19 protein-coding genes are annotated in these 21,825 nt (G+C 74.8%); 7 read left to right on the top strand and 12 right to left on the bottom strand.

Going from position 1 to position 21,825, the window contains the following annotated elements; translation table 11 throughout:
* Positions 1-4: 4 nt before the first annotated feature.
* The 3 genes from glmS to OSB71_RS20075 all read right to left on the bottom strand — a co-directional run bounded on the left by glmS (position 5) and on the right by OSB71_RS20075 (position 4,032).
* Positions 5-1,831, bottom strand: a complete 1,827-nt coding sequence (glmS, locus tag OSB71_RS20085) for a glutamine--fructose-6-phosphate transaminase (isomerizing) (protein ID WP_265949961.1) — start codon at positions 1,829-1,831, stop codon at positions 5-7.
* 22 nt (positions 1,832-1,853) lie between these two features.
* Positions 1,854-2,132, bottom strand: a complete 279-nt coding sequence (locus tag OSB71_RS20080; RefSeq protein WP_265949959.1) for a hypothetical protein — start codon at positions 2,130-2,132, stop codon at positions 1,854-1,856.
* Positions 2,133-2,706: 574 nt separating this feature from the next.
* Complete coding sequence (locus tag OSB71_RS20075; RefSeq protein ID WP_265949958.1) at positions 2,707-4,032, bottom strand: tetratricopeptide repeat protein; 1,326 nt, start codon at positions 4,030-4,032, stop codon at positions 2,707-2,709.
* A 243-nt stretch (positions 4,033-4,275) separates the two neighbouring features.
* Here OSB71_RS20075 and OSB71_RS20070 point away from each other — a divergent pair, with 243 nt between their 5' ends.
* Positions 4,276-4,662, top strand: a complete 387-nt coding sequence (locus OSB71_RS20070) for an ATP-binding protein (protein WP_265949957.1) — start codon at positions 4,276-4,278, stop codon at positions 4,660-4,662.
* Positions 4,663-5,138: 476 nt separating this feature from the next.
* Here the strand turns inward: OSB71_RS20070 and OSB71_RS20065 are convergent, their stop codons facing one another.
* The 4 genes from OSB71_RS20065 to OSB71_RS20050 are packed head-to-tail and all read right to left on the bottom strand — an operon-like array spanning position 5,139 to position 10,937.
* Entirely contained in the window at positions 5,139-6,293 is a 1,155-nt protein-coding gene (locus OSB71_RS20065) for an acyl-CoA dehydrogenase family protein (RefSeq protein WP_265949955.1), read from the bottom strand.
* 5 nt (positions 6,294-6,298) lie between these two features.
* Positions 6,299-7,264, bottom strand: coding sequence for a hydroxymethylglutaryl-CoA lyase (locus tag OSB71_RS20060; RefSeq protein WP_265949953.1), 966 nt, complete (start codon positions 7,262-7,264; stop codon positions 6,299-6,301).
* 3 nt (positions 7,265-7,267) lie between these two features.
* On the bottom strand, positions 7,268-9,295 hold the full coding sequence (locus tag OSB71_RS20055; RefSeq protein WP_265949990.1) for an acetyl/propionyl/methylcrotonyl-CoA carboxylase subunit alpha: 2,028 nt from the start codon (positions 9,293-9,295) through the stop codon (positions 7,268-7,270).
* A 25-nt stretch (positions 9,296-9,320) separates the two neighbouring features.
* The gene (locus OSB71_RS20050) at positions 9,321-10,937 is read right to left on the bottom strand and encodes a carboxyl transferase domain-containing protein (RefSeq protein WP_265949988.1); all 1,617 of its coding nucleotides are present in this window, start codon (positions 10,935-10,937) and stop codon (positions 9,321-9,323) included.
* A gap of 105 nt (positions 10,938-11,042) precedes the next feature.
* On the opposite strand from OSB71_RS20050, the gene OSB71_RS20045 reads away from it, so the two are divergent.
* A complete protein-coding gene (locus OSB71_RS20045) occupies positions 11,043-11,765 on the top strand; it encodes an SACE_7040 family transcriptional regulator (RefSeq protein WP_265949951.1) in 723 nt (240 codons plus the stop codon).
* A 200-nt stretch (positions 11,766-11,965) separates the two neighbouring features.
* Here the strand turns inward: OSB71_RS20045 and OSB71_RS24545 are convergent, their stop codons facing one another.
* From OSB71_RS24545 to OSB71_RS20025, 4 genes are all read right to left on the bottom strand, one after another.
* Positions 11,966-12,520 carry a M23 family metallopeptidase gene (locus tag OSB71_RS24545; protein ID WP_323055321.1) on the bottom strand — a complete coding sequence of 185 codons (555 nt, stop codon included), beginning with the start codon at positions 12,518-12,520 and terminating at the stop codon, positions 11,966-11,968.
* A 302-nt stretch (positions 12,521-12,822) separates the two neighbouring features.
* Entirely contained in the window at positions 12,823-14,253 is a 1,431-nt protein-coding gene (locus tag OSB71_RS20035) for a glycosyltransferase family 2 protein (RefSeq protein ID WP_265949950.1), read from the bottom strand.
* The gene (locus OSB71_RS20030) at positions 14,237-14,398 is read right to left on the bottom strand and encodes a hypothetical protein (protein WP_265949948.1); all 162 of its coding nucleotides are present in this window, start codon (positions 14,396-14,398) and stop codon (positions 14,237-14,239) included. Before OSB71_RS20030 ends, OSB71_RS20035 begins: the two co-directional genes overlap by 17 nt.
* A 187-nt stretch (positions 14,399-14,585) precedes the next feature.
* The gene (locus OSB71_RS20025; protein ID WP_265949946.1) at positions 14,586-15,110 is read right to left on the bottom strand and encodes a GNAT family N-acetyltransferase; all 525 of its coding nucleotides are present in this window, start codon (positions 15,108-15,110) and stop codon (positions 14,586-14,588) included.
* Positions 15,111-15,378: 268 nt separating this feature from the next.
* Here OSB71_RS20025 and OSB71_RS20020 point away from each other — a divergent pair, with 268 nt between their 5' ends.
* The 5 genes from OSB71_RS20020 to OSB71_RS20000 all read left to right on the top strand — a co-directional run bounded on the left by OSB71_RS20020 (position 15,379) and on the right by OSB71_RS20000 (position 21,260).
* Entirely contained in the window at positions 15,379-16,710 is a 1,332-nt protein-coding gene (locus tag OSB71_RS20020; RefSeq protein WP_265949945.1) for an ABC transporter substrate-binding protein, read from the top strand.
* A 4-nt stretch (positions 16,711-16,714) separates the two neighbouring features.
* The gene (locus OSB71_RS20015; protein WP_265949943.1) at positions 16,715-17,809 is read left to right on the top strand and encodes a carbohydrate ABC transporter permease; all 1,095 of its coding nucleotides are present in this window, start codon (positions 16,715-16,717) and stop codon (positions 17,807-17,809) included.
* Between the two features lie 10 nt (positions 17,810-17,819).
* Complete coding sequence (locus OSB71_RS20010; protein ID WP_265949942.1) at positions 17,820-18,755, top strand: carbohydrate ABC transporter permease; 936 nt, start codon at positions 17,820-17,822, stop codon at positions 18,753-18,755.
* A gap of 169 nt (positions 18,756-18,924) precedes the next feature.
* Positions 18,925-20,370: a glycoside hydrolase family 1 protein gene (locus OSB71_RS20005; protein ID WP_265949940.1), complete on the top strand. Its 1,446-nt coding sequence runs from the start codon at positions 18,925-18,927 to the stop codon at positions 20,368-20,370.
* A gap of 29 nt (positions 20,371-20,399) precedes the next feature.
* Positions 20,400-21,260 (top strand): spermidine synthase, encoded by an 861-nt coding sequence (locus OSB71_RS20000; protein WP_265949939.1) that lies wholly within the window; start codon positions 20,400-20,402, stop codon positions 21,258-21,260.
* Positions 21,261-21,368: 108 nt separating this feature from the next.
* Here the strand turns inward: OSB71_RS20000 and OSB71_RS19995 are convergent, their stop codons facing one another.
* On the bottom strand, positions 21,369-21,788 hold the full coding sequence (locus tag OSB71_RS19995; RefSeq protein ID WP_265949937.1) for a hypothetical protein: 420 nt from the start codon (positions 21,786-21,788) through the stop codon (positions 21,369-21,371).
* Between the last annotated feature and the right edge of the window lie 37 nt (positions 21,789-21,825).

Genomic DNA, 21,825 nt, shown 5'->3' with positions numbered 1-21,825 from the left:
GGCGTCACTCCACCGTGACGGACTTGGCCAGGTTGCGGGGCTTGTCGATGTCGCGGCCCAGGCTCAGCGCCGTGTGGTAGGCGAGGAGCTGGAGCGGGATGCCCATCAGGATCGGGTCCAGCTCGGGCTCGTTGCGCGGCACCACGATCGTGTGGTCGGCCTTCTCCTGCTCGGTGTGCGCGACGGCGAGGATGCGGCCGCTGCGGGCCTTGATCTCCTCCAGCGTGGCGCGGTTCTTGTCCAGCAGGTCGTCGTCCGGGACGATCGCCACGGTGGGCACGGCGGGCTCGATCAGGGCCAGCGGGCCGTGCTTCAGCTCGGAGGCCGGGTACGCCTCGGCGTGGATGTAGGAGATCTCCTTCAGCTTCAGCGAGGCCTCCAGGGCGACGGGGTAGCCGCGCACCCGGCCCACGAACATCATCGACTGCGCCCGGGCGTACTCGGCGGCCAGCTCCGCGATCCGCTCCTCGGCCGCCATGATCTCGGTGATCTGCGCGGGCAGCCGCCGCAGGCCCTCGATGACGCGCCGCCCGTCGGCGACGGACAGGTCGCGGATGCGGCCCAGGTGCAGCGCCAGCAGCGCGAAGGCGACGGCGGTGTTGGTGAAGCACTTGGTGGAGACGACGCAGACCTCCGGACCGGCGTGGACGTAGACCCCGCCGTCCGTCTCCCGGGCGATCGCGGAACCCACGACGTTGACGACGCCCAGCACGCGCGCGCCCTTGCGCTTGAGCTCCTGCACGGCCGCGAGGGTGTCGTAGGTCTCGCCGGACTGGCTCACCGCCACGTAGAGCGTGTCGGGGTCGACGACCGCGTTGCGGTACCGGAACTCGCTCGCGGGCTCGGCGTCGGCCGGGATGCGGGCCAGCTCCTCGATGAGCTGGGCGCCGATGAGACCGGCGTGGTAGGCCGAGCCGCAGCCGAGGATCTTCACCCGGCGCACGGCGCGGGCCTCGCGGGCGTCCATGTTCAGGCCGCCCAGGCGCACGGTGGCGAACCGGTCCTCGACGCGGCCGCGCAGCACGCGGTCGACGGCGTCCGCCTGCTCGGTGATCTCCTTGTGCATGTAGGTGTCGTGGGCGCCCATGTCGTAGGACTCGGCGGCCCACTCGACCGTCTCGGGCGCGGCGGCGGTGCGCGAGCCCTCGGTGGTGTAGGTGCGGTAGTCGTCGGCCTTGAGGGTGGCCATCTCGCCGTCGTCGAGCGTCACGACCTGGCGGGTGTGCGAGACGAGCGCCGCGACGTCGGAGGCGACGAGCATCTCGTGCTCGCCGATGCCCAGCAGCACGGGGGAGCCGTTGCGGGCGGCGACGATGCGGTCGGGGAAGTCGGTGTGCAGGACGGCGATGCCGTAGGTGCCCTCGACGGAGGCGAGCGCCTCGCGGACCTTGCCCTCCAGCGTGTCGGCCGCCGCCCGGCCGACGAGGTGGGCGAGGACCTCGGTGTCGGTCTCGGAGGCGAAGACGACGCCGTCGGCGGTCAGCTTGGCCCGCAGCTCGGCGGCGTTGTCCACGATGCCGTTGTGGACGACGGCGACCTTGCCCTCGGCGTCCAGGTGCGGGTGGGCGTTCTCGTCGCTGGGGGCGCCGTGCGTGGCCCACCGGGTGTGCGCGATGCCGGTGGTGCCGGCGAACCGCTTGGGCAGACGGGTCTCCAGGTCGCGCACCCGGCCCTTGGCCTTGGCCGTCCGCAGCCCGGCGTTCTTGCCGGTACCGCTGCCGTGGATGGCCACCCCCGCGGAGTCGTACCCCCGGTACTCCAGCCGCTGCAGACCCTCCAGCAGCAGCGGAGCGGCGTCCCGCCTGCCGATGTAACCCACGATTCCGCACATGGCGCGTCTCCTCGTTCCGTCCTCAGCCGTAGACGATCCGGCGCAACTGCCGGAGCGTGAGCTCGGGCGGCGCGACCGCCCGGTACGGCAGTTCCGCTTGGATGCGCTCGAAGATCGCCGGGTTCCGCGACCCCTGGGCCTGGAGCTCCCGGTGCCGGCGGCGGACGAACTCCTCGGCGGTCTCGTCGAAGTACGCGAGCACGTCGAGCACCACCCGCGCGGCCTCTCCCCGGCCGAGGGGCGTGGTGCGCACCAGGTGCTCCACGAGGTCGTCGTGGAACCCGTTTCGCCGTTCGAGCACGGACCGATACTGGGGCCCCCGCACCCCATCCGCAAACTCCCTGCCCGATTCCGGGCAGGAATCACGCCCGGACCTCCCCCTGAACGGCCTCCCCGGCCGCCCGCCGGGTGCCCTCCCGCCGCTCCCGCGGCGCCGTTCGGCCACGTTCCCCCCACCACGGCGAACGCCGAGTCCCCAGGTCGCCGGTGGTGCGCAGCGGAAGGGCCGCCGTCTCCCGTCCTGCGCACGGGGCCGGTGCTGCGAGGAGCGGCCCACCGACAGGACGGGAAGCCACCGGCCGGGTACCCCCTCTGAGAAGCGCGACGGGGACAGCGAGCGAGACCACCGCAGGAGGCACGGGGGAGCCGACCTCCCGACTCCGCCCGCTTCCTGCTGCTCGCGGCGGGGCGACCCTACGCGTGGTCCGGGACGGGACGAGTGCTGACGGTCCTCCGGTCGCCTGCCGACTCACGCGCGTCACCGCGCGCAAGCCGGTACCGGCCGGGCAACACCTCGTCCGACGCGGCCCGGCGGGCCCGGCCAGCCGGCCGGACGCCCGCGCGGAGGAGGCGGGGGCGCCGGGTCGTCCGCCCGGTCAGGCGCGGGCGCCGAGGGTGCGGGACCGCTCGTACAGTGCCCGGGCGTCGGAGTTGGCGAGGTGGGGGCGAAGGAGCGCCCGCATCTCCCGCACCCGCTCGTCGCACCGACCGGACTGGACGAGGGGGTAGTCGTCCAGCGCGAGGTGCCACGTCGCACACGCCTCCTCCAGCCTTCCGACCCGCAGTTGGCGCTCGGCGAGCAGGGCCCGGTACCGCACCCGGGTACGCCGGAAGACCGGGGGCCGGAGCCGGTCCGCCTCCTCCAGTGCGGTGATCGATCCGCCGACGTCACCCAGCTCGAACTTCATTTGACCGAGGTGGTAGTTCAGCGCGGCCGGATCGTACGAACCGAACGCCTTCTCGCGCGACTCCGCCCGCTCCATGGCCCGCTCGGCCTGGGCCATGAAGTGCAGGGCGTTGCCCCGGTCCCCGATCTGGGCGTGGGCGTGGGCCTGCTGGCCCGCGAGGAAGGCCCGCCTGCGCTGCCCGGCCTGCGGGGAGGCGGCGGCCGCCGCGTCCGCGAGGCGCTGGGCCTGGGCACCGTGGCCCAGGTCGACCGCCTGCACGCTCATCCCGCGCAGGGTCGTGCAGTACGTCAGGTGGTCGTCCGCGTGCCCGGCCAGCTCCAGGGCCTTGAGGTAGTACCTCTGCGCCAGGCCGTGCAGCCCCTCGTCCACGGCCATGTATCCGGTGAGGTAACAGAGGTCGGAGGCGGCGGAGAGCATCCCGTTCCGCACGTCCTCGGGGGCCTCGGCCCGGAGGTAGGGGGCGACGGTGTTCACCATGAAGGACGCGGCCATGGGACGGGCGTGCCGGCCACCGAACTGGTCGTCGAGTTCGCTGATGCGCTCGGTCATGGCGACGACCGTCCGCACGTCGGCCCAGCCGATCCGGGACGCGCGTCCCGTCTGGACGGACTCCAGGCGGCCCACCACGTCGCGCCAGTCGGGAATCGTGAGCGCGACGGAGAACAGCCCGGCGCCGAGCACACCCCTACGTGAAGGGTCCATGTCAATCCTCCCGAGGTCGACGAGACTCTCCACGGTATCCACCGCACCGCCCGGCACCTCCTCCCGAAAACCGATCTCGGCAAGAGTGACGGGCCGCCGCAGGCGACGGGAGAGAGCCTCGCGCACGAGCGGACGGACCGCCTCGCGCGGCCGCGTCCCGTCGATCCAGTGGCTCACCGCGGAGTTGTCGTAGCGCAGTGCCATACCGGACTCGCGTCCGATCCGGTTGACAGCCTGCGCCAGTTGCGTCTGGGACCAGTCGGCCTCGACCAGCGCCCCCCGCAGACCCTCGTTCGCCCGCCTGTTCTTCATCGCGGCAACTCCTCGCGCCCTCACGGGCCTTCAAGGGTTTCAACACCCTGCCCCCGCCTCCACGGTACCGCGCACCGTGACCACCCGGTTACGTAGGCGACAGCGCAGGTGACCGATCTTGACCCGCGAGGAGAAGGCATGTCCGCGATGGCGGCTTGCGATTCCGCAGACGAACCACAGAAGTCGGCCGGGCGGCGCGAGCACCGCGCACCCGTGTCCGGCACCCGGGCGCACGCGACCGGTGTGCCTGGGTACAGCGCGACGTGGCACTGTGAGCCGCGGACCGTCGGACGCGCCCGTGACCTGGTACGGGCCGCCCTGCACACCTGGGGGCTCGACGGGCTGACCGACCGGGCGGCACTCGTCGTCTCCGAACTCGTCACCAACTCCATTCAGCACAGCGGGCGCCGCATGGTCCGCGTCAGCATCACGCTTCCCCAGCGCGACCAGGTGCGCATCTCCGTCTCCGACAAGTCCTCCGAGCTCCCCGTCCGCCAGGCTCCGGACGGGCAGGCGGAGTCCGGACGCGGCCTCCTCCTGGTCGACGCGCTCGCCGACCGGTGGGAGACGGAGGAGCGGAACTGGGGCAAGGTGATCCGGGCCGAACTGCACGCGGCACCGGACTCGTGAGCCGACGGACGGCATGAGCGGCGGACGGGTTCGCCGTGGGCGAGAAGTCGCACGGTCACGTGTGGGAAGCACGGCGTCCGGGGCGCTTTCGGTGGTCGGCGCACGCGTTCGGTTCCACGCCTCTGGGCTGAGCCCGGCGCCTCGCGCCACTCCCCGTGCCACCGCGACCCACTGGACTCCGGCCCGGTCCCGCACGCGACCGGCGCGGCCTGCCGGACGCGCTGCCAGGCGCTGGCGCGTCCGGCCAGGGGGCGGTGGCGCGGTGCGCAGGGCGGGCGGCGGGCCCCGTGCGGTGGGTGGCGGCCCGGTCCGGCGGGGCCGCGGTGAGGCGGGCCCGGGCCGGGAATCCGTGGGCGGCGGCGGGGCGGGCGGTCCGTGTCACCGCCGCGCCCCGCATACTCCGCGCTCCCCCGCCCCGCGTGCCCGCGTCCCCGCGGCCCGGGGGTCCGCCGCCGTGCTGTGGGGCCGGTACGGAGTTACAGGCCCAGGTCGCGGGCGATGAGCATGCGCTGGACCTCGCTCGTGCCCTCGCCGATCTCCAGGATCTTGGAGTCGCGCCACATGCGGGCGACCGGGTACTCGTTCATGAACCCGTAGCCGCCGTGGATCTGCGTCGCCTCACGGGCGTTGGTGACCGCGATCTCCGAGGAGTACAGCTTGGCCATGGCCGCCTGCTGCTTGAACGGTTCCGCGGCCAGCATCCGGGAGGCCGCGTCCCGCCAGGCGACGCGCGCGGTGTGGGCGCGCATCGCCATGTCGGCCAGCTTGAACTGGATGGCCTGGTTGTCCCCGATCGGCTTGCCGAAGGCGTGGCGCTCGCGGGCGTAGCGCACGGACTCGTCCACGCAGCCCTGGGCGAGCCCGGTGGCCAGCGCGGAGATGGCGATGCGGCCCTCGTCGAGGATGCGCAGGAACTGCGCGTAGCCGCGGCCCTCCTCGCCGAGCAGGTTGGCGGCCGGGACGCGGACGTCGGAGAAGGACAGCTCGCGGGTGTCCGAGGCGTTCCAGCCCACCTTGGAGTAGGGCGCGGCGACGGTGAAGCCGGGGGTGCCGGAGGGGACGATGAACGTCGAGATCCGGGGGGAGCCGTCGTCCTTGCGCCCGGTGACGGCGGTGACCGTGACCAGGTCGGTGATGTCCGTACCGGAGTTGGTGATGAAGCACTTGGTGCCGTTGATCACCCAGTCGTCGCCGTCGCGCACGGCGGTGGTGCGGGTGCCGCCCGCGTCGGAGCCGCACTCGGGCTCGGTGAGGCCGAAGGCGCCCAGCGCCTCCCCGGAGCACAGCCGGGGCAGCCACTGGCGCTTCTGCTCCTCGGTGCCGTAGAGGTGGATCGGCATGGCGCCGAGCGAGACGCCGGCCTCCAGGGTGATCGCCACCGAGGAGTCGACGCGGGCGAGCTCCTCCAGGGCCAGGCACAGGGCGAGGTAGTCGCCGCCCATGCCGCCGTACTCCTCGGGGAAGGGCAGCCCGAACAGGCCCATGCGGCCCATCTCGCGGATGATCTCGTAGGGGAACGCGTGCCGCTCGTAGTAGTCGCCGATCGCGGGGGCGATGACGTCGTGCGCGAACTCCTCGACGGTACGGCGCAGTTCCTCGTGCTCGGGGCTGAGGCGGTGGTCCAGGGACATGGGTTTCACTGCTCCTTGTGGGAGGCGTCGTGGGCGAGGGCGCGCACGGTGCGCGAGGGGCTGGGGCGGCCCAGCCGTTCGGCCACCCACACGCTGGTGGCGGTGAGCCGGCCGAGGTCGACCCCGGTGTCGATGCCGAGTCCGTGCAGCATCCACACGAGGTCTTCGGTGGCGAGGTTGCCGGTGGCGCTCTTGGCGTAGGGGCAGCCGCCCAGCCCGCCGGCGGAGGCGTCGACGGTGGTGACGCCGTGCTGGAGCGCGGCCAGGGTGTTGGACAGCGCCTGGCCGTAGGTGTCGTGGAAGTGGACGGCCAGCCGGTCGGCGGGCAGCCCGGCCTCGGCCAGCGCGGCCAGGAGCGCGGTGACGTGGCCGGGGGTGGCGACGCCGATGGTGTCGCCCAGGCTCAGCTCGTCGCAGCCCATGGCGTCCAGGGCGCGGCAGACGTCGACGACCTGGGCGGGCGGCACGGGGCCCTCCCAGGGGTCGCCGAAGCACATGGACAGGTAGCCGCGCACCCGGGCCCCGGCCTCCCTGGCGCGGGCCACGACGGGTTCGAACATGGCCAGCGCCTCGGCGACGGTGCGGTTGAGGTTGGCCCGGGCGAAGGACTCGGTGGCACTGGCGAAGACGGCGACCTCGCGGGCGCCCAGGGCCAGCGCGCGGTCCAGGCCGCGCTCGTTGGGCACGAGCACCGGGAGGCGCACGTCCGGCGCGAGGTCGCGCACGCGCGGGTACAGCTCCTCGGCGTCCGCGAGCTGCGGCACCCAGCGCGGGTGGACGAAACTCGTCGCCTCCACGGTGGTCAGCCCGGCGGCGGCCAGGCGGCGGACGAACTCGGCCTTCACCTCCACGGGCACGACGGCGGGCTCGTTCTGCAACCCGTCGCGCGGTCCGACCTCGTGGACGCGCACCCGGGCGGGCAGCCCGGCCAGCGGCACGCGCATCGGCAGGGGGTGTGCGGGCTCCGTCATGCGTTACGCCTCCACTTCCTCGTGCGGGTCGACCACGGCCAGGATCTGGTCCATGGCGACGGTGGTGCCCGCGGCGACGTCCAGCGCGGTGACGGTGCCGGCGTGCGGGGCGGCGATGACGTGCTCCATCTTCATCGCCTCGACGACGACCAGCGCCTGCCCGGCCGAGACCTCCTCGCCGACGGCCACCTTGACGACCGTCACGGTGCCGGGCATGGGCGCGGTCAGCGCGTCGGCGCCGGCCGCCGCTCCGGCGCCGCGCAGCGCGGCGGCCACCGGGTCGTGGGCGCGCACCTGCCAGGCGGCGCCGTCCTGCCCGAGCCAGTGGTCGCCGCCGGACCCGGCGTGCGCGAACGCCTGCGTGACCCCGTCCCACACGAGCTGGACGCGGCCCGGCGCGGCCGGGACCAGGCGGGCGGGCACCGCGTCGGCGTCGCCCACGCGGACCTCGGCGCCGTCGGCCGCGCGGCCGCGCACCCGGACGGTCACCGGGTCGTGGCCGGGGAGCTTCAGGTGGTGCGGCGTCCAGGCGGCCGTGCCGCCGAGGCGGAAGCCGGAGGGCACGGCGAACGGGTCCGTCCAGCCGTCGGCGGCCGGCTCCAGCGCCGCGTGCCGCAGCAGGGCGGCGGCGGCGTAGACGGCGTCGGGCACGGCCTCCGGCACCAGGGACGCGGCGTCCCGGTCCACCAGGCCGGTGTCCAGGTCGCCCGCGACGACGGCGGGGTGGGCCAGCAGGGCGCGCAGGAAGGCGGTGTTGGTGTCGACGCCGAGCACGGTGGTCGCGGCCAGGGCGGCGCGCAGGCGGCGCAGGGCCGTGGGCCGGTCGGGGCCGTGGGCGATGACCTTGGAGAGCATCGGGTCGTAGGTGGTGCCCACCTCGGTGCCCTCGCTGAGCCCGGAGTCGGTGCGCAGGCCGTCCCCGTCCGGCTCGCGCAGCAGGAGCACGGTGCCGGCCGAGGGCAGGAAGTCCACCCGCTCCCCCGCGCTCACCCGGGCCGTCTCCGCGCAGACGCGCGCCTCCACCGCGTGCCCGGTGAGGGCGACCTCGTCCTGGGCCAGCCCGAGCGGCTGCCCGGCGGCGACGCGGACCTGCCACTCCACCAGGTCAAGGCCGGTGATCAGCTCGGTGACCGGGTGCTCGACCTGGAGGCGGGTGTTCATCTCCATGAAGCAGTACGCGCCCGGGTCGCCGCCGGGGACGATGAACTCCACGGTGCCCGCGCCCCGGTAGCCGCAGGCGCGGGCTGCCTCGACGGCGGCGGCGCCCATCGCGGCGCGGGTGGCCTCGTCCAGCAGGGGGCTGGGGGCCTCCTCGATGATCTTCTGGTGGCGGCGCTGGAGCGAGCACTCGCGCTCGCCGAGGTGGAGCACGGTGCCGTGGCCGTCGGCGAGCACCTGGATCTCGATGTGCCGGGGGCGGTCGATGAACCGCTCGACGAGCAGGGTGTCGTCGCCGAAGGAGGCGCGCGCCTCGCGGCGGGCGGCGGCGATCTCGTCCTCCAGCAGCGCCGCGTCCCGCACCAGGCGCATGCCCTTGCCGCCGCCGCCCGCGGACGGTTTGAGCAGCACCGGCATGCCGATCTCCCGCGCGGCCTCGGCCAGTTGGGCGTCGCTCAGCCCGGACCCGGAGGAGCCGGGCACGACGGGGACGCCGGCGGCGCGCACCGTCTCCTTGGCGCGGATCTTGTCGCCCATCAGCTCGATCGCGGCGGCGGGCGGGCCGATGAAGGTCAGCCCGGCGTCGGTGACGGCCTCGGCGAAGGCGGCGTTCTCGGCGAGGAAGCCGTAGCCGGGGTGGACGGCCTGGGCGCCGGTGCGGCGCGCGGCGCGCAGCAACGCGTCCACCCGCAGGTAGCTCTCGGCGGCCGGGGCGGGACCGATGCGCACGGCGGCGTCGGCCTCGCGCACGTGCCGGGCGTCGGCGTCGGCGTCGCTGTGGACGGCGACGGAGCGGATGCCCAGCTCCCGCAGCGTGCGGATGACGCGGACGGCGATCTCGCCGCGGTTGGCGACCAGGACGGTGTCGAACAACTGCGAAGTCACGGGTGGCTCCCCCTCACATCCGGAAGACGCCGAAGCCGGGCTCGCCCAGCGGCGCGTTGGCACAGGCGGTCAGGGCCAGGCCGAGGACCGTGCGGGTCTCCAGCGGGTCGATCACGCCGTCGTCCCACAGCCGGGCGGTGGCGTAGTAGGCGTTGCCCTGGGTCTCGTACTGGGCGCGGACGGGGGCCTTGAACGCCTCCTCCTCGTCCGCGCCCCACTCCTCGCCGCGGGCCTCCAGCTGGTCGCGCTTGACGGTGGCGAGCACGGAGGCGGCCTGCTCGCCGCCCATGACGGAGATCTTGGCGCCCGGCCACATCCACAGGAAGCGGGGCCCGTAGGCCCGGCCGCACATCGAGTAGTTGCCCGCGCCGTAGGAGCCGCCGACGACGACGGTGAGCTTGGGCACCCGGGTGGTGGCCACGGCGGTGACCATCTTGGCGCCGTGCTTGGCGATGCCGCCCGCCTCGTAGGCGCGGCCGACCATGAAGCCGGAGATGTTCTGCAGGAACAGCAGCGGGATGCCGCGCTGGTCGCACAGCTCGACGAAGTGGGCGCCCTTCTGGGCGGACTCCGCGAACAGGATGCCGTTGTTGGCGACGATGCCCACCGGGTGCCCGTGGACGCGGGCGAAGCCGGTCACCAGCGTCGTGCCGTACTCGGCCTTGAACTCCTGGAAGCGGGAGCCGTCGGTCAGGCGGGCGATGATCTCGCGGACGTCGTAGGGCGTGCGCGAGTCCACGGGGACGGCGCCGTAGAGGCCGGCCGGGTCGACGGCGGGCTCCTCGCTCGGCTCGACCGTCCACGGCAGCGGGCCGCGCGCCGGGAGGGTGGAGACGATGGTGCGCACGATGCGCAGGGCGTGCTCGTCGTCCTCGGCGAGGTGGTCGGTGACCCCGGAGGTGCGGGAGTGCACCTCGCCGCCGCCCAGCTCCTCGGCGGTGACGACCTCGCCGGTGGCGGCCTTCACCAGCGGTGGCCCGCCCAGGAAGATCGTGCCCTGGCCGCGGACGATCACGGCCTCGTCGCTCATCGCCGGAACGTAGGCGCCGCCGGCCGTGCAGGAGCCCATCACGGCGGCGATCTGCGGGATGCGGGCGGCCGACATCCGGGCCTGGTTGTAGAAGATGCGCCCGAAGTGCTCGCGGTCGGGGAAGACCTCGTCCTGCATCGGCAGGAAGGCGCCGCCGGAGTCCACCAGGTACAGGCACGGCAGCCGGTTCTCCAGCGCGACCTCCTGGGCGCGCAGGTGCTTCTTGACCGTCATCGGGTAGTACGTGCCGCCCTTGACGGTGGCGTCGTTGGCGACGATGACGCACTCGCGGCCCGCGACGCGGCCGATGCCGGCGATCACCCCGGCGGCGGGCGCCTGCCCGTCGTACAGCCCGTCGGCGGCCAGCGGCGCCAGCTCCAGGAAGGGCGAGCCGGGGTCGAGCAGCCCGTCCACCCGGTCCCGGGGGAGGAGCTTGCCGCGCGCGGTGTGCCGGGCGCGGGCCCGCTCCCCGCCGCCCAGCCGGGCCGCGGCCAGCTTCTCGCGAAGCTCGGCGGCCAGCTCGCGGTGCGCGGCCTCGTTCGTGCGCCATGCCGGTGACGCCGGGTCGACGGCGCTGGCCAGCGGCGGTGCCTGCTGCATGCCCTGAGCCCCCTTGCTCACGGTTCCACAGTTCCACGGTTAATGGGCGTTAACCCCTGTCCGCCAGGTTAACGTGCGCTAACGGGACTGTCTAGAATCGTTGGCATGAGCACCCGCACCGGAGCCGCCGGCCCGGACTCCGCGACCGCCGCCCCCTCCGGGGGGCGCGGGGAGCCCCGCGCGCCCAGCCGCCGCGAGCAGATCCTGCGCGAAGCGGCCCGCCTGTTCGCCGAGCGCGGCTTCCACGGCGTCGGCGTCGACGAGATAGGGGCCGCCGTCGGCATCAGCGGCCCCGGGCTCTACCGGCACTTCCCCGGCAAGGACGCCATGCTGGCCGAGCTGCTCGTGGGCATCAGCGAGCGGCTGCACGAGGGGGGCCGGGCGCGGCTGGCCGAGGCCGACGCCGCGGGCAGCCCGGCGGGCGACGCCCTGGACGCGCTCATCGCCGGACACATCGACTTCGCGCTCGACGACCGGCCGCTGATCACCCTGCACGACCGCGAGCTGGACCGGCTGCGCGACGAGGACCGCAAGCGGGTGCGGCGGCTCCAGCGCGAGTACGTCGAGCTGTGGGTGGGCGTCGTGCGCGAGGTGCACCCGGGGCTGCCCGAGCGCGAGGCCCGGGCCGCCGTGCACGCCGTCTTCGGCCTGCTGAACTCCACCCCGCGGCTCAGCCGCCCCGCCGCGCTGCCCGACCGGTCGCGCACGGCGGCCCTGCTGCACCGGCTGGCGCGCGGCGCGTTCGCCGCGGCGGCCGACCGGGCACCCGACGGGCACGCGGCCGACGGGCAGCCGACCGAGGGGCACGCGGCCGGCGAGCCCGGCTGACGAGCCGGGCCGACCGGCCCGGCCGGGCGAGCCCCGGCCGACGGGCGGCAGCGACGGCGCGGCGGCTCCACCCGACCGCCCGACCCGGCCGGCCCGGCTGGCCCGGCTGGCCCGGCTGGCCCGGCCGGCCCCCGGCCGACGCGCCCCGACGCGCCACCGCCGGATGCGGGCCGACCGGGACGGCCCGAACGACCGGCCCGCTACAGCACGGAGACGCCCCGGTCGGCGAGGTACTGCACCGGGTCGACGTCGGTGCCGTACTCGCGGCCGGTGCGCACCTCGAAGTGCAGGTGCGGTCCGGTGACCCGGCCGGTGGCGCCGGTCCGCGCGATGCGGTCGCCGCCCGTCACCCGCTGGCCCACCTTCACGTCGTACGCCGAGAGGTGGGCGTAGAGGGCGAAGTGACCGTCTGCCAGCCGCACCACCACCGTCTCGCCGTAGTCGCCCTGCTCGCCCGCGACGTCGACGGTGCCGGTGCCCACCGCGTGCACCCCGGTGCCGGTGTCCACGGCGAAGTCCACACCGGTGTGCCGTCCGGCCAGCCAGTCACCCGGGATGCCGTAGGCCGCCGAGATCCGGTGGCTTCCGGCCAGCGGCCGCGCGTACGGCGGCCCGCCTCCCCGCGTCCCGCCCGACGCCCGCGGCGCCACCACTCCCAGCAGCGGTACCGCCCCCAGCACGCCGAGCGCCCCACCGCGCAGCACACCGCGCCGGGACAGCCCCCCGCGCCCTTGTTCTCCGTGCGCACCACACATCCGGCCGTCCTCCTGTTGCAGAGACGTCTTCAGTGCGAGGACACGTCAGCACGGGCCCGCGTGCATCTCCGACACCCTCCGCCCGCCCCCGATCGGCCTAGCGGTCCACCGTCGGCGCGTCGCGTCAACGTGCCGTCCAAAGCGGCCGGTTGACGTACTCCGGGCCCGGGTACACCCCTCACCCCCGGACAGGTGAACGCCGCGGCCCGCTCGCCCGGCGTCCGCGCACGCCCGCCCGGGTGACGCGGGGCGGACGCGCGGTGGCGACCGGGCCTCCCGGGCGGGCGGCGGCCCACGGCTCCCTAGGCGGTGCCCGCGCGGACCTCGACGCGGGAGCGGGTGCCCCACGTGCCCACGCGCCAGCACGTGGCCATCGCGTACAGGTACAGCGGCCGGAGCACGAGCAGGCGCCACAGTCCGGCCACGGGCGAGCACAGGAACAGCAGGAGCCGGCCGCCCCGCCGGTCGTCGGACCGGCGCAGGGCGAACAGGCGCAGGCCGATCAGGTAGTTCATGGCGCAGCCGAGCAGCAGCGCGTGCCACGCCAGCGGTCCCGCCTGGGCGGCCAGGGCCGGGGAGGCCAGCACGACGACCGGCACGAGCAGCGCCAGCAGGAGGTGCGCGTACTCCACGACCGGCATCCAGAAGCCCAGGGAGCGCACGGGCAGGTGGCGCAGCCACCACAGGTGCCGCACCGTCGTGCCGCGCATCCACCGCAACTGCTGCCGGAAGTAGTGGCGCGGGCGGTCCGGCACGAGGGTGAAGACCACCGCCGAGGGCTGGTGCACCGTGCGGCCCGCCAGCAGGGCGTAGAGGGTGAGCATCGAGTCGTCGTTCATCTGCATCGGCACGCCGCGGAAGGACTCGCGCTCGTAGACCCCCGCGTGGCCCCGCACGACGTCGGCGCGGTAGAAGGCGAGCGTCCCGGAGTTGATCAGCACCGACCCCAGCAGGGACTGCGCGCTGCGCAGGCCGCGCGTGAAGGGGAGGTAGAGCACCGTGGTCAGCCGGGTGAGCAGGTTGGTGCGCGCGTTCAGCGGCGCGACGAGCCCGGCGACGGAGCGCACCCGGGGGTCGGCGAACGGCTTGAGCCCCTCCGCGACGGCGTGCTCGTCCAGCACCGAGTCGCTGTCGAGCGTGACGAAGACGTCCGCGTCGTCGTCGGCGAGCACGTGCATCTGCGCCCAGCGCTTGCCGCGGTTGGGCGTGCGGTCCCAGGTGGCCTCGATCCCCGCCTCGGCCGCGCGGCGCAGCAGGTGCGCGCGCTCCGCGTCGTAGCGCAGGGGCCGACCGGTCGCGGCGTCCGCCGAGCCGTCGTCGACGACCCGGACGCGCTGGACGGGACGGCTCTGCGCGAGCACGGAGTCCACGCACGCCCGCAGCGCCCGCGGGTCCTCGTTGTAGACGGGGATGTGGACGGTGACGCGCAAGGGGTCCAGCACGTCGCGCCGCTGCCGCTCGGTCACGGTGGCCGGACGCTCGAACCAGCACAGCGGCAGCCACCACAGCAGCAGGAACGACACCAGCCACACGAGCCCCAGGCCGGGTCCGGCGGTGCGCCACTGGGAGAGGTTCAGCAGGTGCCAGGCGGTCCACCCGACCACCAGGACGAGGGGCAGCGCGGCCAGCGCGGCCAGGCCGCCGGGCGGGAGGTAGCGCGCGGTGGGCCGGGGCGCGGGGGCGTCGCGCGGCGCGCCGGGGGCGCGGGGACCGGCGTCAGAGCTGGTCGGCACGCTTGCCCCGCCGGAAGGTGACGCGGACGAGCAGGGCGCCTGCCAGGACCACCGCGCAGGCGAGGGCCACGAGCCACACCTGGCCGAAGGCCAGCCCGAAGAGGGACAAACCGCCACCCGTGGCGGCGATTTCGCCATAGTTCACGGAAGTGCTCCAAGTAGGAAAATCTGCCTTCCATAACGTACGAGCGAAGCGCCCCTCCCTCGCGCATGACACGCACCGCGCCCCAGACCCCACCCCGACCGACCACCGGCCCGGCGGACCACTGGACCAGCGGGCCGCCGGACCACCGGGCCGTCCGCCCGCCGGGCCGCCGGGCCGCCCGCCGGGGTCAGCCCGCCTCGGGGCCGGACGGCTTGCGCAGCTCCATCAGGTGACCGGCGGCGGCGAAGGACTCGTTGCCCGCCAGGCGGCCCTGCTTGGTCTCGGTGACGACGAAGCCCTCGCGGACGTAGAGGGCGAGCGCCCGCTCGTTGCCCACGAGCACCGTGGTCTCCACGCGTGGACCGCCGTGGGCCACGGCGTGGCGCAGCAGCGCGGTCCCCGCACCCTCCCCGTAGCGGGCGGGATCGACGTAGAGCCAGGTCACCTCGTCGTCGGCGAGGGCGACGAAGCCGACGACCGCTCCGGGCGTCGCGGAGCCCGCGTCCTCGGCCACCCAGACCCGGTCGTCGAACAGGCCCTCCCCCTCGTAGGTCTCGGCCAGCGACAGGAACGCCTCCTCGCCGACCGAGTCGCGCAGCTCGTCCAGCCGCGCGGCGTCGTGGACCCGGGCGACGGCCTCCCAGTCCCCGGGCGCGTACGGACGGACGCGCCAGCGCGACGCGGCGGCCCCCTGTGCGGTGTGCGATGCCATGGCCGAACTCTGGCGGCCGCACCGACCGCGCGCAACGCATTTCCGGGCGGCGCCGGGCCCGGGGAGAACCGCGCCCGGGAGACCGCGCCCGGGGGGCCGCCGGGCACCCTGCCGCCACCGCCCGCCCCGCCCCGCCGCCCGGGGGCGTACGGGCGGGGCGGGCGGCGCGTCGTGACAGAAGGGTTGACACTGCTCGAAGCGTCCGGGAATCTCTTCGCACACCGCTCTTTGAGAGCGCTCTCACACCCCGGACGGCCAGGAGAAGGCGATGACGCGAATGGCTCGGAGAACCCGTCGGTCCCGGCACCGGATGGCCGCCGCCGTGGCGGCCACGCTGGGCGCCGCACTCGTCGCCGGATGCGCCGACGACGGCGGCGGTGGCGCCGCCGAGCGCGCGGGTTCGGACGGCAGGACGACGCTCACCGTCGGCCTGTTCGGCACGTTCGGCTTCCAGGAGGCGGGGCTCTACGAGGAGTACGAGCGGCTGAACCCCGGCATCGCCATCGAGCAGACGGTCGTGGAGCGCAACGAGAACTACTACCCCCAGCTCCTCACCCGCCTGGCCAGCGACAGCGGGCTCGCGGACGTGCAGGCGGTCGAGGTCGGCAACATCGCCGAGGTGACGGCGACGCAGGCCGACAAGTTCGTCGACCTCGGCGAGCGGCCCGACGTGGACCCCGGCGACTGGTTCGACTGGAAGTGGCAGCAGGGCACCACCGCCGACGGCAAGACCATCGCCCTGGGCACCGACATCGGACCGATGGCCATCTGCTACCGCAAGGACCACTTCGAGGCGGCGGGCCTGCCCACCGACCGCGCGGAGGTCTCCCGGCTCTGGGCGGGCGACTGGCGCAAGTACCTGGACACCGGGAAGCGCTTCATGGCCGACGGCCCGGACGACGTGGCGTGGGTGGACTCCGCGGGCGGCCTCTACTCCGCCGCGATCGCCTCCGCCGAGAGCCGCTACTACGACGCGGACGGCGACATCGTCTACCAGGACAACCCCGACGTGCGGGCCGCCTGGGACATCGCCACGACCGCCGCCGAGGAGGGCATGACGGCCAGGCAGGAGCAGTTCACCCCGCCGTGGGACAAGGCGATGAACAACGGCACCTTCGCCACACTCTCCTGCCCGGCCTGGATGCTCGGCTACATCCAGGACAAGGGCGGCGAGCAAAGCGAGGGACTGTGGGACGTCGCGGACGCCCCGCGCCCGGGCAACTGGGGCGGCTCCTTCCTCGGCGTGCCGGAGAGCGCGCCGCACAAGGAGGAGGCGGCGAAGTTCGTCGCCTGGCTCACCGCGCCGGAGCAGCAGGCCACGCTGTTCGAGGAGCGCGGCAGCTTCCCCAGCTCCCCCTCCTCCTACGACACGCCCACCGTGGCCGACGCCACGCACGACTACTTCGGCGAAGCGCCCATCGGCGAGATCTTCGCCCGCGCGGCCGAGGGCATCCCCACCCAGCACATCGGGCCGAAGGACCAGATCATCGCGGAGAACATCGGCCGCAGCGGCGTCCGCCAGGTCGAGCAGAAGGGGCTGTCGCCGGACGAGGCGTGGGACGAGGCCGTCAAGGCGGTCGAGAACGCGCTGGGCCGCTGAACCGATGCGTGAGACGACCACCACCGGCACGGACGGCGCGGGCGCGGCACCGCGCGACGCCGGGGCCCGCGACGCCGCCGCGCCCCGCCCGGCCCGCTCCCACGGCGCCCCCTCCCCGGCCGCGGGCGGGGCCGGGCGGGGGCGGGCGGGCGCCGCGCCGGCGCCGTCGGCCGCCGAGGAGCGCCGCCGCGCCCGGCGCTCGCGCCGCTACCGCCGGGACGTGCGCTGGAGCCCGTACGCCTTCGTCGCGCCGTTCTTCCTCGTCTTCGGCGCCTTCGGCCTCTTCCCCCTGCTCTACACCGGCTGGGCCTCCCTGCACCGCGTCTCCCTGACCGCGCCGACGGACATGGAGTGGGCGGGCCTGGGCAACTTCACCCGGCTGCTGGGGGACGAGTTCTTCTGGAACGCGCTGGGCAACACCTTCAGCATCGGCGTGCTGGCCACCGTCCCTCAGTTGCTCATGGCGCTCGGCCTCGCGCACGTCATGAACTACCGGCTGCGCGGGAGCACGTTCTTCCGCGTCACGATGCTCGCGCCGTACGCGACCTCCGTGGCGGCGGCGACGCTGGTGTTCGTGATGCTCTACGGCCGCGACTACGGGATGATCAACTGGGCGCTGGGCGCGGTCGGCGTCGACCCGGTGGACTGGCAGAACGGCACGCTGAGCTCCCAGTTCGCCATCTCCACGATCGTCATCTGGCGCTGGACGGGCTACAACACGCTCATCTACCTGGCGGCGATGCAGGCGGTGCCCCGCGACCTGTACGAGTCGGCCGCGCTGGACGGCGCCTCGCGCTGGCAGCAGTTCACGCACGTGACGATCCCGTCCCTGCGGCCGACGATCCTGTTCACCGTCGTCGTCTCCACCATCGGCGCGATGCAGCTCTTCGGCGAACCGCTGCTGTTCAGCCCGGGCGGCAGCCCCGCGGGCGGCGTCGACCACCAGTACCAGACGCTGGGCCTGTACCTGTACGAGCAGGGCTGGGTGAACCTGCACCTGGGCCGGGCGTCGGCGATCGCCTGGGCGATGTTCCTGATCCTGCTGCTCATCGCGGTCGTCGCCGCGGTGGTCGCCCGGCGGCTGCGGAAGAGCCAGTGAGGAGCCGGTCATGAGTGTGCTCAGTCCAGTGGACGCGCGGAAGCCGCGCGATCCGCGCGACCCGCGAGAACCCCGGAAAGGAGCCGCCGGACGCCCCCGGCGGCGGTCCCGGGCGGCCGGGGCCGGCGGGCAGTTCCACGGCGGGCGGATCGCCTACCTGATCCTGGCCGTGGTCACCGCCGTCTCCGTCTTCCCGCTGGTGTGGACGGCCGTCGCGGCGTCCCGGGACAACACCCGGCTCGCCGAGAGCCCGCCGCCGTTCTGGTTCGGCTCCAACCTGCCGCGCAACCTGGAGATCGCCTGGCACGACGCCAACCTCGGCCTCGCCTTCCTCAACACCCTGGTGGTGGCGGGCTCGATCGCGCTGGGCACGGTGCTCTTCGGGACGCTGGCGGGGTTCGCCTTCGCCAAGCTGCGCTTCCGCTTCCGCACCGCGCTGCTCCTGCTGACGATCGGCACGATGATGGTGCCGCCGCAGCTCAGCGTCGTCCCGCTGTTCATGGCGATCGCCGAACTCCAGTGGACCAACCGGCTGCCGGCGGTCGTCCTGCCCACCCTGGTGAGCGCGTTCGGGGTGTTCTTCATGCGCCAGTACCTGGTGCGGGCGCTGCCGGGCGAGCTGGTGGAGGCGGCGCGGGTGGACGGGGCGAACAGCCTGCGCGTGGTGTGGCACGTCGTCTTCCCCGTCGCCCGTCCGGCCATGGCGGTGCTGGGCATGCTGACGTTCGTCATGGCCTGGAACGACTTCTTCTGGCCGATCATCGCCCTCACCCAGCAGAACCCGACCGTCCAGGTGGCGTTGACCGGGCTGGGCCGCGGCTACATCCCGGACCAGTCCGTGATCATGGCCGGGGCGCTGCTGGGGACCCTGCCGCTGCTGCTCGTCCTCGCCGTCTTCGGCCGCCAGATCGTCGGCGGGATCATGCAGGGCGCCGTGAAGGGCTGAGCCCCGCCACCGCGCGCCCGGGCCGCCCGGGCCGCCGCGCCGGTCGACCGTCCGGCCGTTTGCCGTTCTTCCGTCCCTCCTTTCTTCCTTCTTCCTTTCTTCCTTCCGTCCGTCTCTTCCTTCCGTCCGTCTCTTCCTTCCGTCCGTCCGAACCCGGGAGCGCTCTCCGTTGACTGCCCACCCGTCCTCGCCCACCCCCGACTTCCCCGCCGCGTTCCTCTTCGGCTCCGCCACCTCCGCCTACCAGATCGAGGGGGGCGCCGCCGAGGGCGGCCGGACGCCGTCCGTCTGGGACACCTTCGCCCACACCCCCGGCAAGGTCCTCGGCGGCGACCACGGCGACGTGGCCGTCGACCACTACGGCCGCTGGCGCGAGGACGTGGACCTGATGGCCGGCCTGGGCCTGGACGCCTACCGGTTCTCGGTGTCCTGGAGCCGGGTGCAGCCCGGCGGCCGGGGCCCGGCCAACCAGCGCGGGCTGGACTTCTACCGCGCCCTCGTCGACGGCCTGCTGGAGCGCGGCATCACGCCCTGGCTCACCCTCTACCACTGGGATCTGCCCCAGGAGCTGGAGGACGCCGGGGGCTGGCCCGAGCGCGCCACGGCCGAGCGGTTCGCGGCCTACGCGGAGCTGGTGGCGGGCGCGCTCGGCGACCGCGTCGAGCACTGGACGACGCTCAACGAGCCATGGTGCAGCGCGTTCCTCGGCTACGCCTCCGGGGTGCACGCGCCGGGCCGCACCGACGGCGCCGCCGCGCTGCGCGCCGCGCACCACCTCAACCTGGCGCACGGACTGGGCGTGCAGGCGCTGCGCGCGGCCCTGCCGCCGCGGGCCGGGATCGGGGTGAGCCTCAACCCGGCGGTGCCCCGGGCCCGGTCCGCCTCGGCGGCCGACGCGGACGCCCGGCGGCGCATCATGGCGCTGGCCAACGGCGTCTTCGAGGGGCCGATGCTGCACGGCGCGTACCCGGACGACCTGCTCACGGACACCGCTCACCTCGTCGACTGGGCCTCCCTCGTCCACGACGGCGACCTGACCGCCGCGCACCAGCGGCTGGACGCGCTCGGCGTCAACTACTACTCCCCACTGCTCGTCTCCAGCCCCGCCGGCGCGGGCACCCGGGCGCCGGACGACCTCGAACGGCGCGACGGCCACGGCGAGAGCGAGCACTCCCCCTGGCCGGGCGCCGAGCGCGTCGCCTTCCACCAGCCCCCGGGGCTGCCCACCACCCAGATGGGCTGGGCGGTGGACCCCAGCGGGCTGCGGGAGGTGCTGCGACGGCTGAGCCGGGAGGTGCCGGGCCTGCCGCTGTACGTCACGGAGAACGGCATGGCCGCCGACGACAAGATCGCGCCCGACGGCACCGTGGACGACCCCGAGCGCGTCGCGTACCTGCACGGCCACCTGGACGCCGTGCGCCAGGCGATGGCCGAGGGGGCGGACGTGCGCGGCTACTTCCTGTGGTCGCTGCTGGACAACTTCGAGTGGTCGTACGGGTACAGCAAGCGCTTCGGCGCGGTGTACGTCGACTTCGACACCCTGGAGCGCACGCCGAAGTCCAGCGCCCACTGGTACGCCCAGCTCGCGCGCACCCGCACCCTCCCGCCGCGCTGAGGCCCGGGGCCGCCCGGGATACTGGGGGCATGGGGCGACAGCGGCAGCGGGCACGGTCACGCGCGGACGTCGAGGAGGACGTGCGCGGCGGCCGGGCCCGCCTGGTGCCCGACCCCGAGCGCCCGCGCGCCTGGACGCTGACGGTGGACGGCGCGCCCCAGTCCCACGTCGACCTCGACGACCCCACGCACCTGGACTTCGCCTACCAGCGCAGGCTGGGCCGCCTGGTGGACGCGGTCGCGGCGCCCGGTGCGCCGCTGCGCGTGCTGCACCTGGGCGGCGGCGCGCTCACCCTGGCCCGGTACGTGGCGGCGACGCGGCCCCGCTCCGCGCAGCAGGTGGTCGAGGTGGACACCGCGCTCACCGCGTTCGTCCGGCGCACCCTGCCGTGGGAGGCGGGCCGGGGCGTCCGGGTGCGCGGCGCGGACGCCCGCGCCGGGCTGGCCCGGGTCGCCGACGCCTGGGCCGACCTCGTCGTCGCCGACGTCTTCAGCGGCGCCCGGACGCCGGCACACCTGGGCACGGTGGAGTTCCTGACCGAAGTGCGCCGGGTGCTGCGGCCCGGCGGGGTGTACGCCGCGAACCTGACCGACGGACCGCCGCTGGCCCACCTGCGCGCCCAGGTGGCCACGGCGCTCGCGGTGTTCGACGCCGCCTGCGTGACGGCCGAGCCGGCGCTCTGGCGCGGTCGGCGCTTCGGCAACGCGGTGCTGTGCGCGGCGGACGGGCCGCTGCCCGTGGCCGAGCTGACCCGGCGGGCCGCCGCCGACCCGCACCCCGGGCGGCTGGCGCACGGCCGGGAGCTGGCCGACTTCACCGGCGGGGCCCGGCCGGTCACGGACGCCGCCGCCACGGCCTCTCCCCCGCCGCCGCCCGACGCCTTCGACTGACGCGCGCTGACCGACGCGCTCCGACCGACGCCCGGCGACGGCGCCCGCGCACGGAACCCGGCCCGCCGCGCACGGGCCTCCGTCCGCCGCGCGCGGGCCCGCGTCCGGCTACAGGCGGCCCGCCGCGCGCAGGAGGCGCCCGGCCTCGGCCAGCGCGGCGCGCAGCCGACCGGGTTCGGTCGCCGCCACGTAGGCGCGCTCGGGCGGCACGAGCCACCGCGCGCCCGCCACCGGGGGCTCGCCGGGCCGCAGCCGACGCGCGCCGCCGCCGCAGGTGGGCGCGCAGGCGCTGCCCGGCACGTCCCAGGCGTCGGCCGTGCCGGGCGGGACGAGGAAGCCCAGGGTGGCCCCGGAGCCGTCGTGCAGCACGGGCCCCACGTCGTCGCGCAGGCGCAGGATGTCCGCCGCCTCCAGACCCTCGCGGGCCGGGACGGTGACCAGGTCCCAGTCGGTGGAGTGCCCGGTACCGGGCCCGGTCGGCCGGACGGGAGCCGCTGCCGTGGTTCGTGAGCCGCCGGTGTCCGACAAGGGAACCTCCTCCGCTGAGCCACACGCTGAGTTCGCG

The organism is Streptomyces marinisediminis (assembly GCF_026262575.1).
GTDB classification, from domain to species: Bacteria; Actinomycetota; Actinomycetes; order Streptomycetales; family Streptomycetaceae; genus Streptomyces; species Streptomyces marinisediminis.
This window is presented reverse-complemented; position numbering and strand designations above follow the sequence as displayed.

Coding starts and splice junctions, on each gene's coding strand:
- OSB71_RS20000 (WP_265949939.1), top strand. CDS start 20,400: ATGGGGCGACAGCGGCAGCGGGCACGGTCACGCGCGGACGTCGAGGAG.
- OSB71_RS20045 (WP_265949951.1), top strand. CDS start 11,043: ATGAGCACCCGCACCGGAGCCGCCGGCCCGGACTCCGCGACCGCCGCC.
- OSB71_RS20015 (WP_265949943.1), top strand. CDS start 16,715: ATGCGTGAGACGACCACCACCGGCACGGACGGCGCGGGCGCGGCACCG.
- OSB71_RS20025 (WP_265949946.1), bottom strand. CDS start 15,110: ATGGCATCGCACACCGCACAGGGGGCCGCCGCGTCGCGCTGGCGCGTC.
- glmS (WP_265949961.1), bottom strand. CDS start 1,831: ATGTGCGGAATCGTGGGTTACATCGGCAGGCGGGACGCCGCTCCGCTG.
- OSB71_RS20065 (WP_265949955.1), bottom strand. CDS start 6,293: ATGTCCCTGGACCACCGCCTCAGCCCCGAGCACGAGGAACTGCGCCGT.
- OSB71_RS20060 (WP_265949953.1), bottom strand. CDS start 7,264: ATGACGGAGCCCGCACACCCCCTGCCGATGCGCGTGCCGCTGGCCGGG.
- OSB71_RS24545 (WP_323055321.1), bottom strand. CDS start 12,520: ATGTGTGGTGCGCACGGAGAACAAGGGCGCGGGGGGCTGTCCCGGCGC.
- OSB71_RS20050 (WP_265949988.1), bottom strand. CDS start 10,937: ATGCAGCAGGCACCGCCGCTGGCCAGCGCCGTCGACCCGGCGTCACCG.
- OSB71_RS20020 (WP_265949945.1), top strand. CDS start 15,379: ATGACGCGAATGGCTCGGAGAACCCGTCGGTCCCGGCACCGGATGGCC.
- OSB71_RS20010 (WP_265949942.1), top strand. CDS start 17,820: ATGAGTGTGCTCAGTCCAGTGGACGCGCGGAAGCCGCGCGATCCGCGC.
- OSB71_RS20075 (WP_265949958.1), bottom strand. CDS start 4,032: ATGAAGAACAGGCGGGCGAACGAGGGTCTGCGGGGGGCGCTGGTCGAG.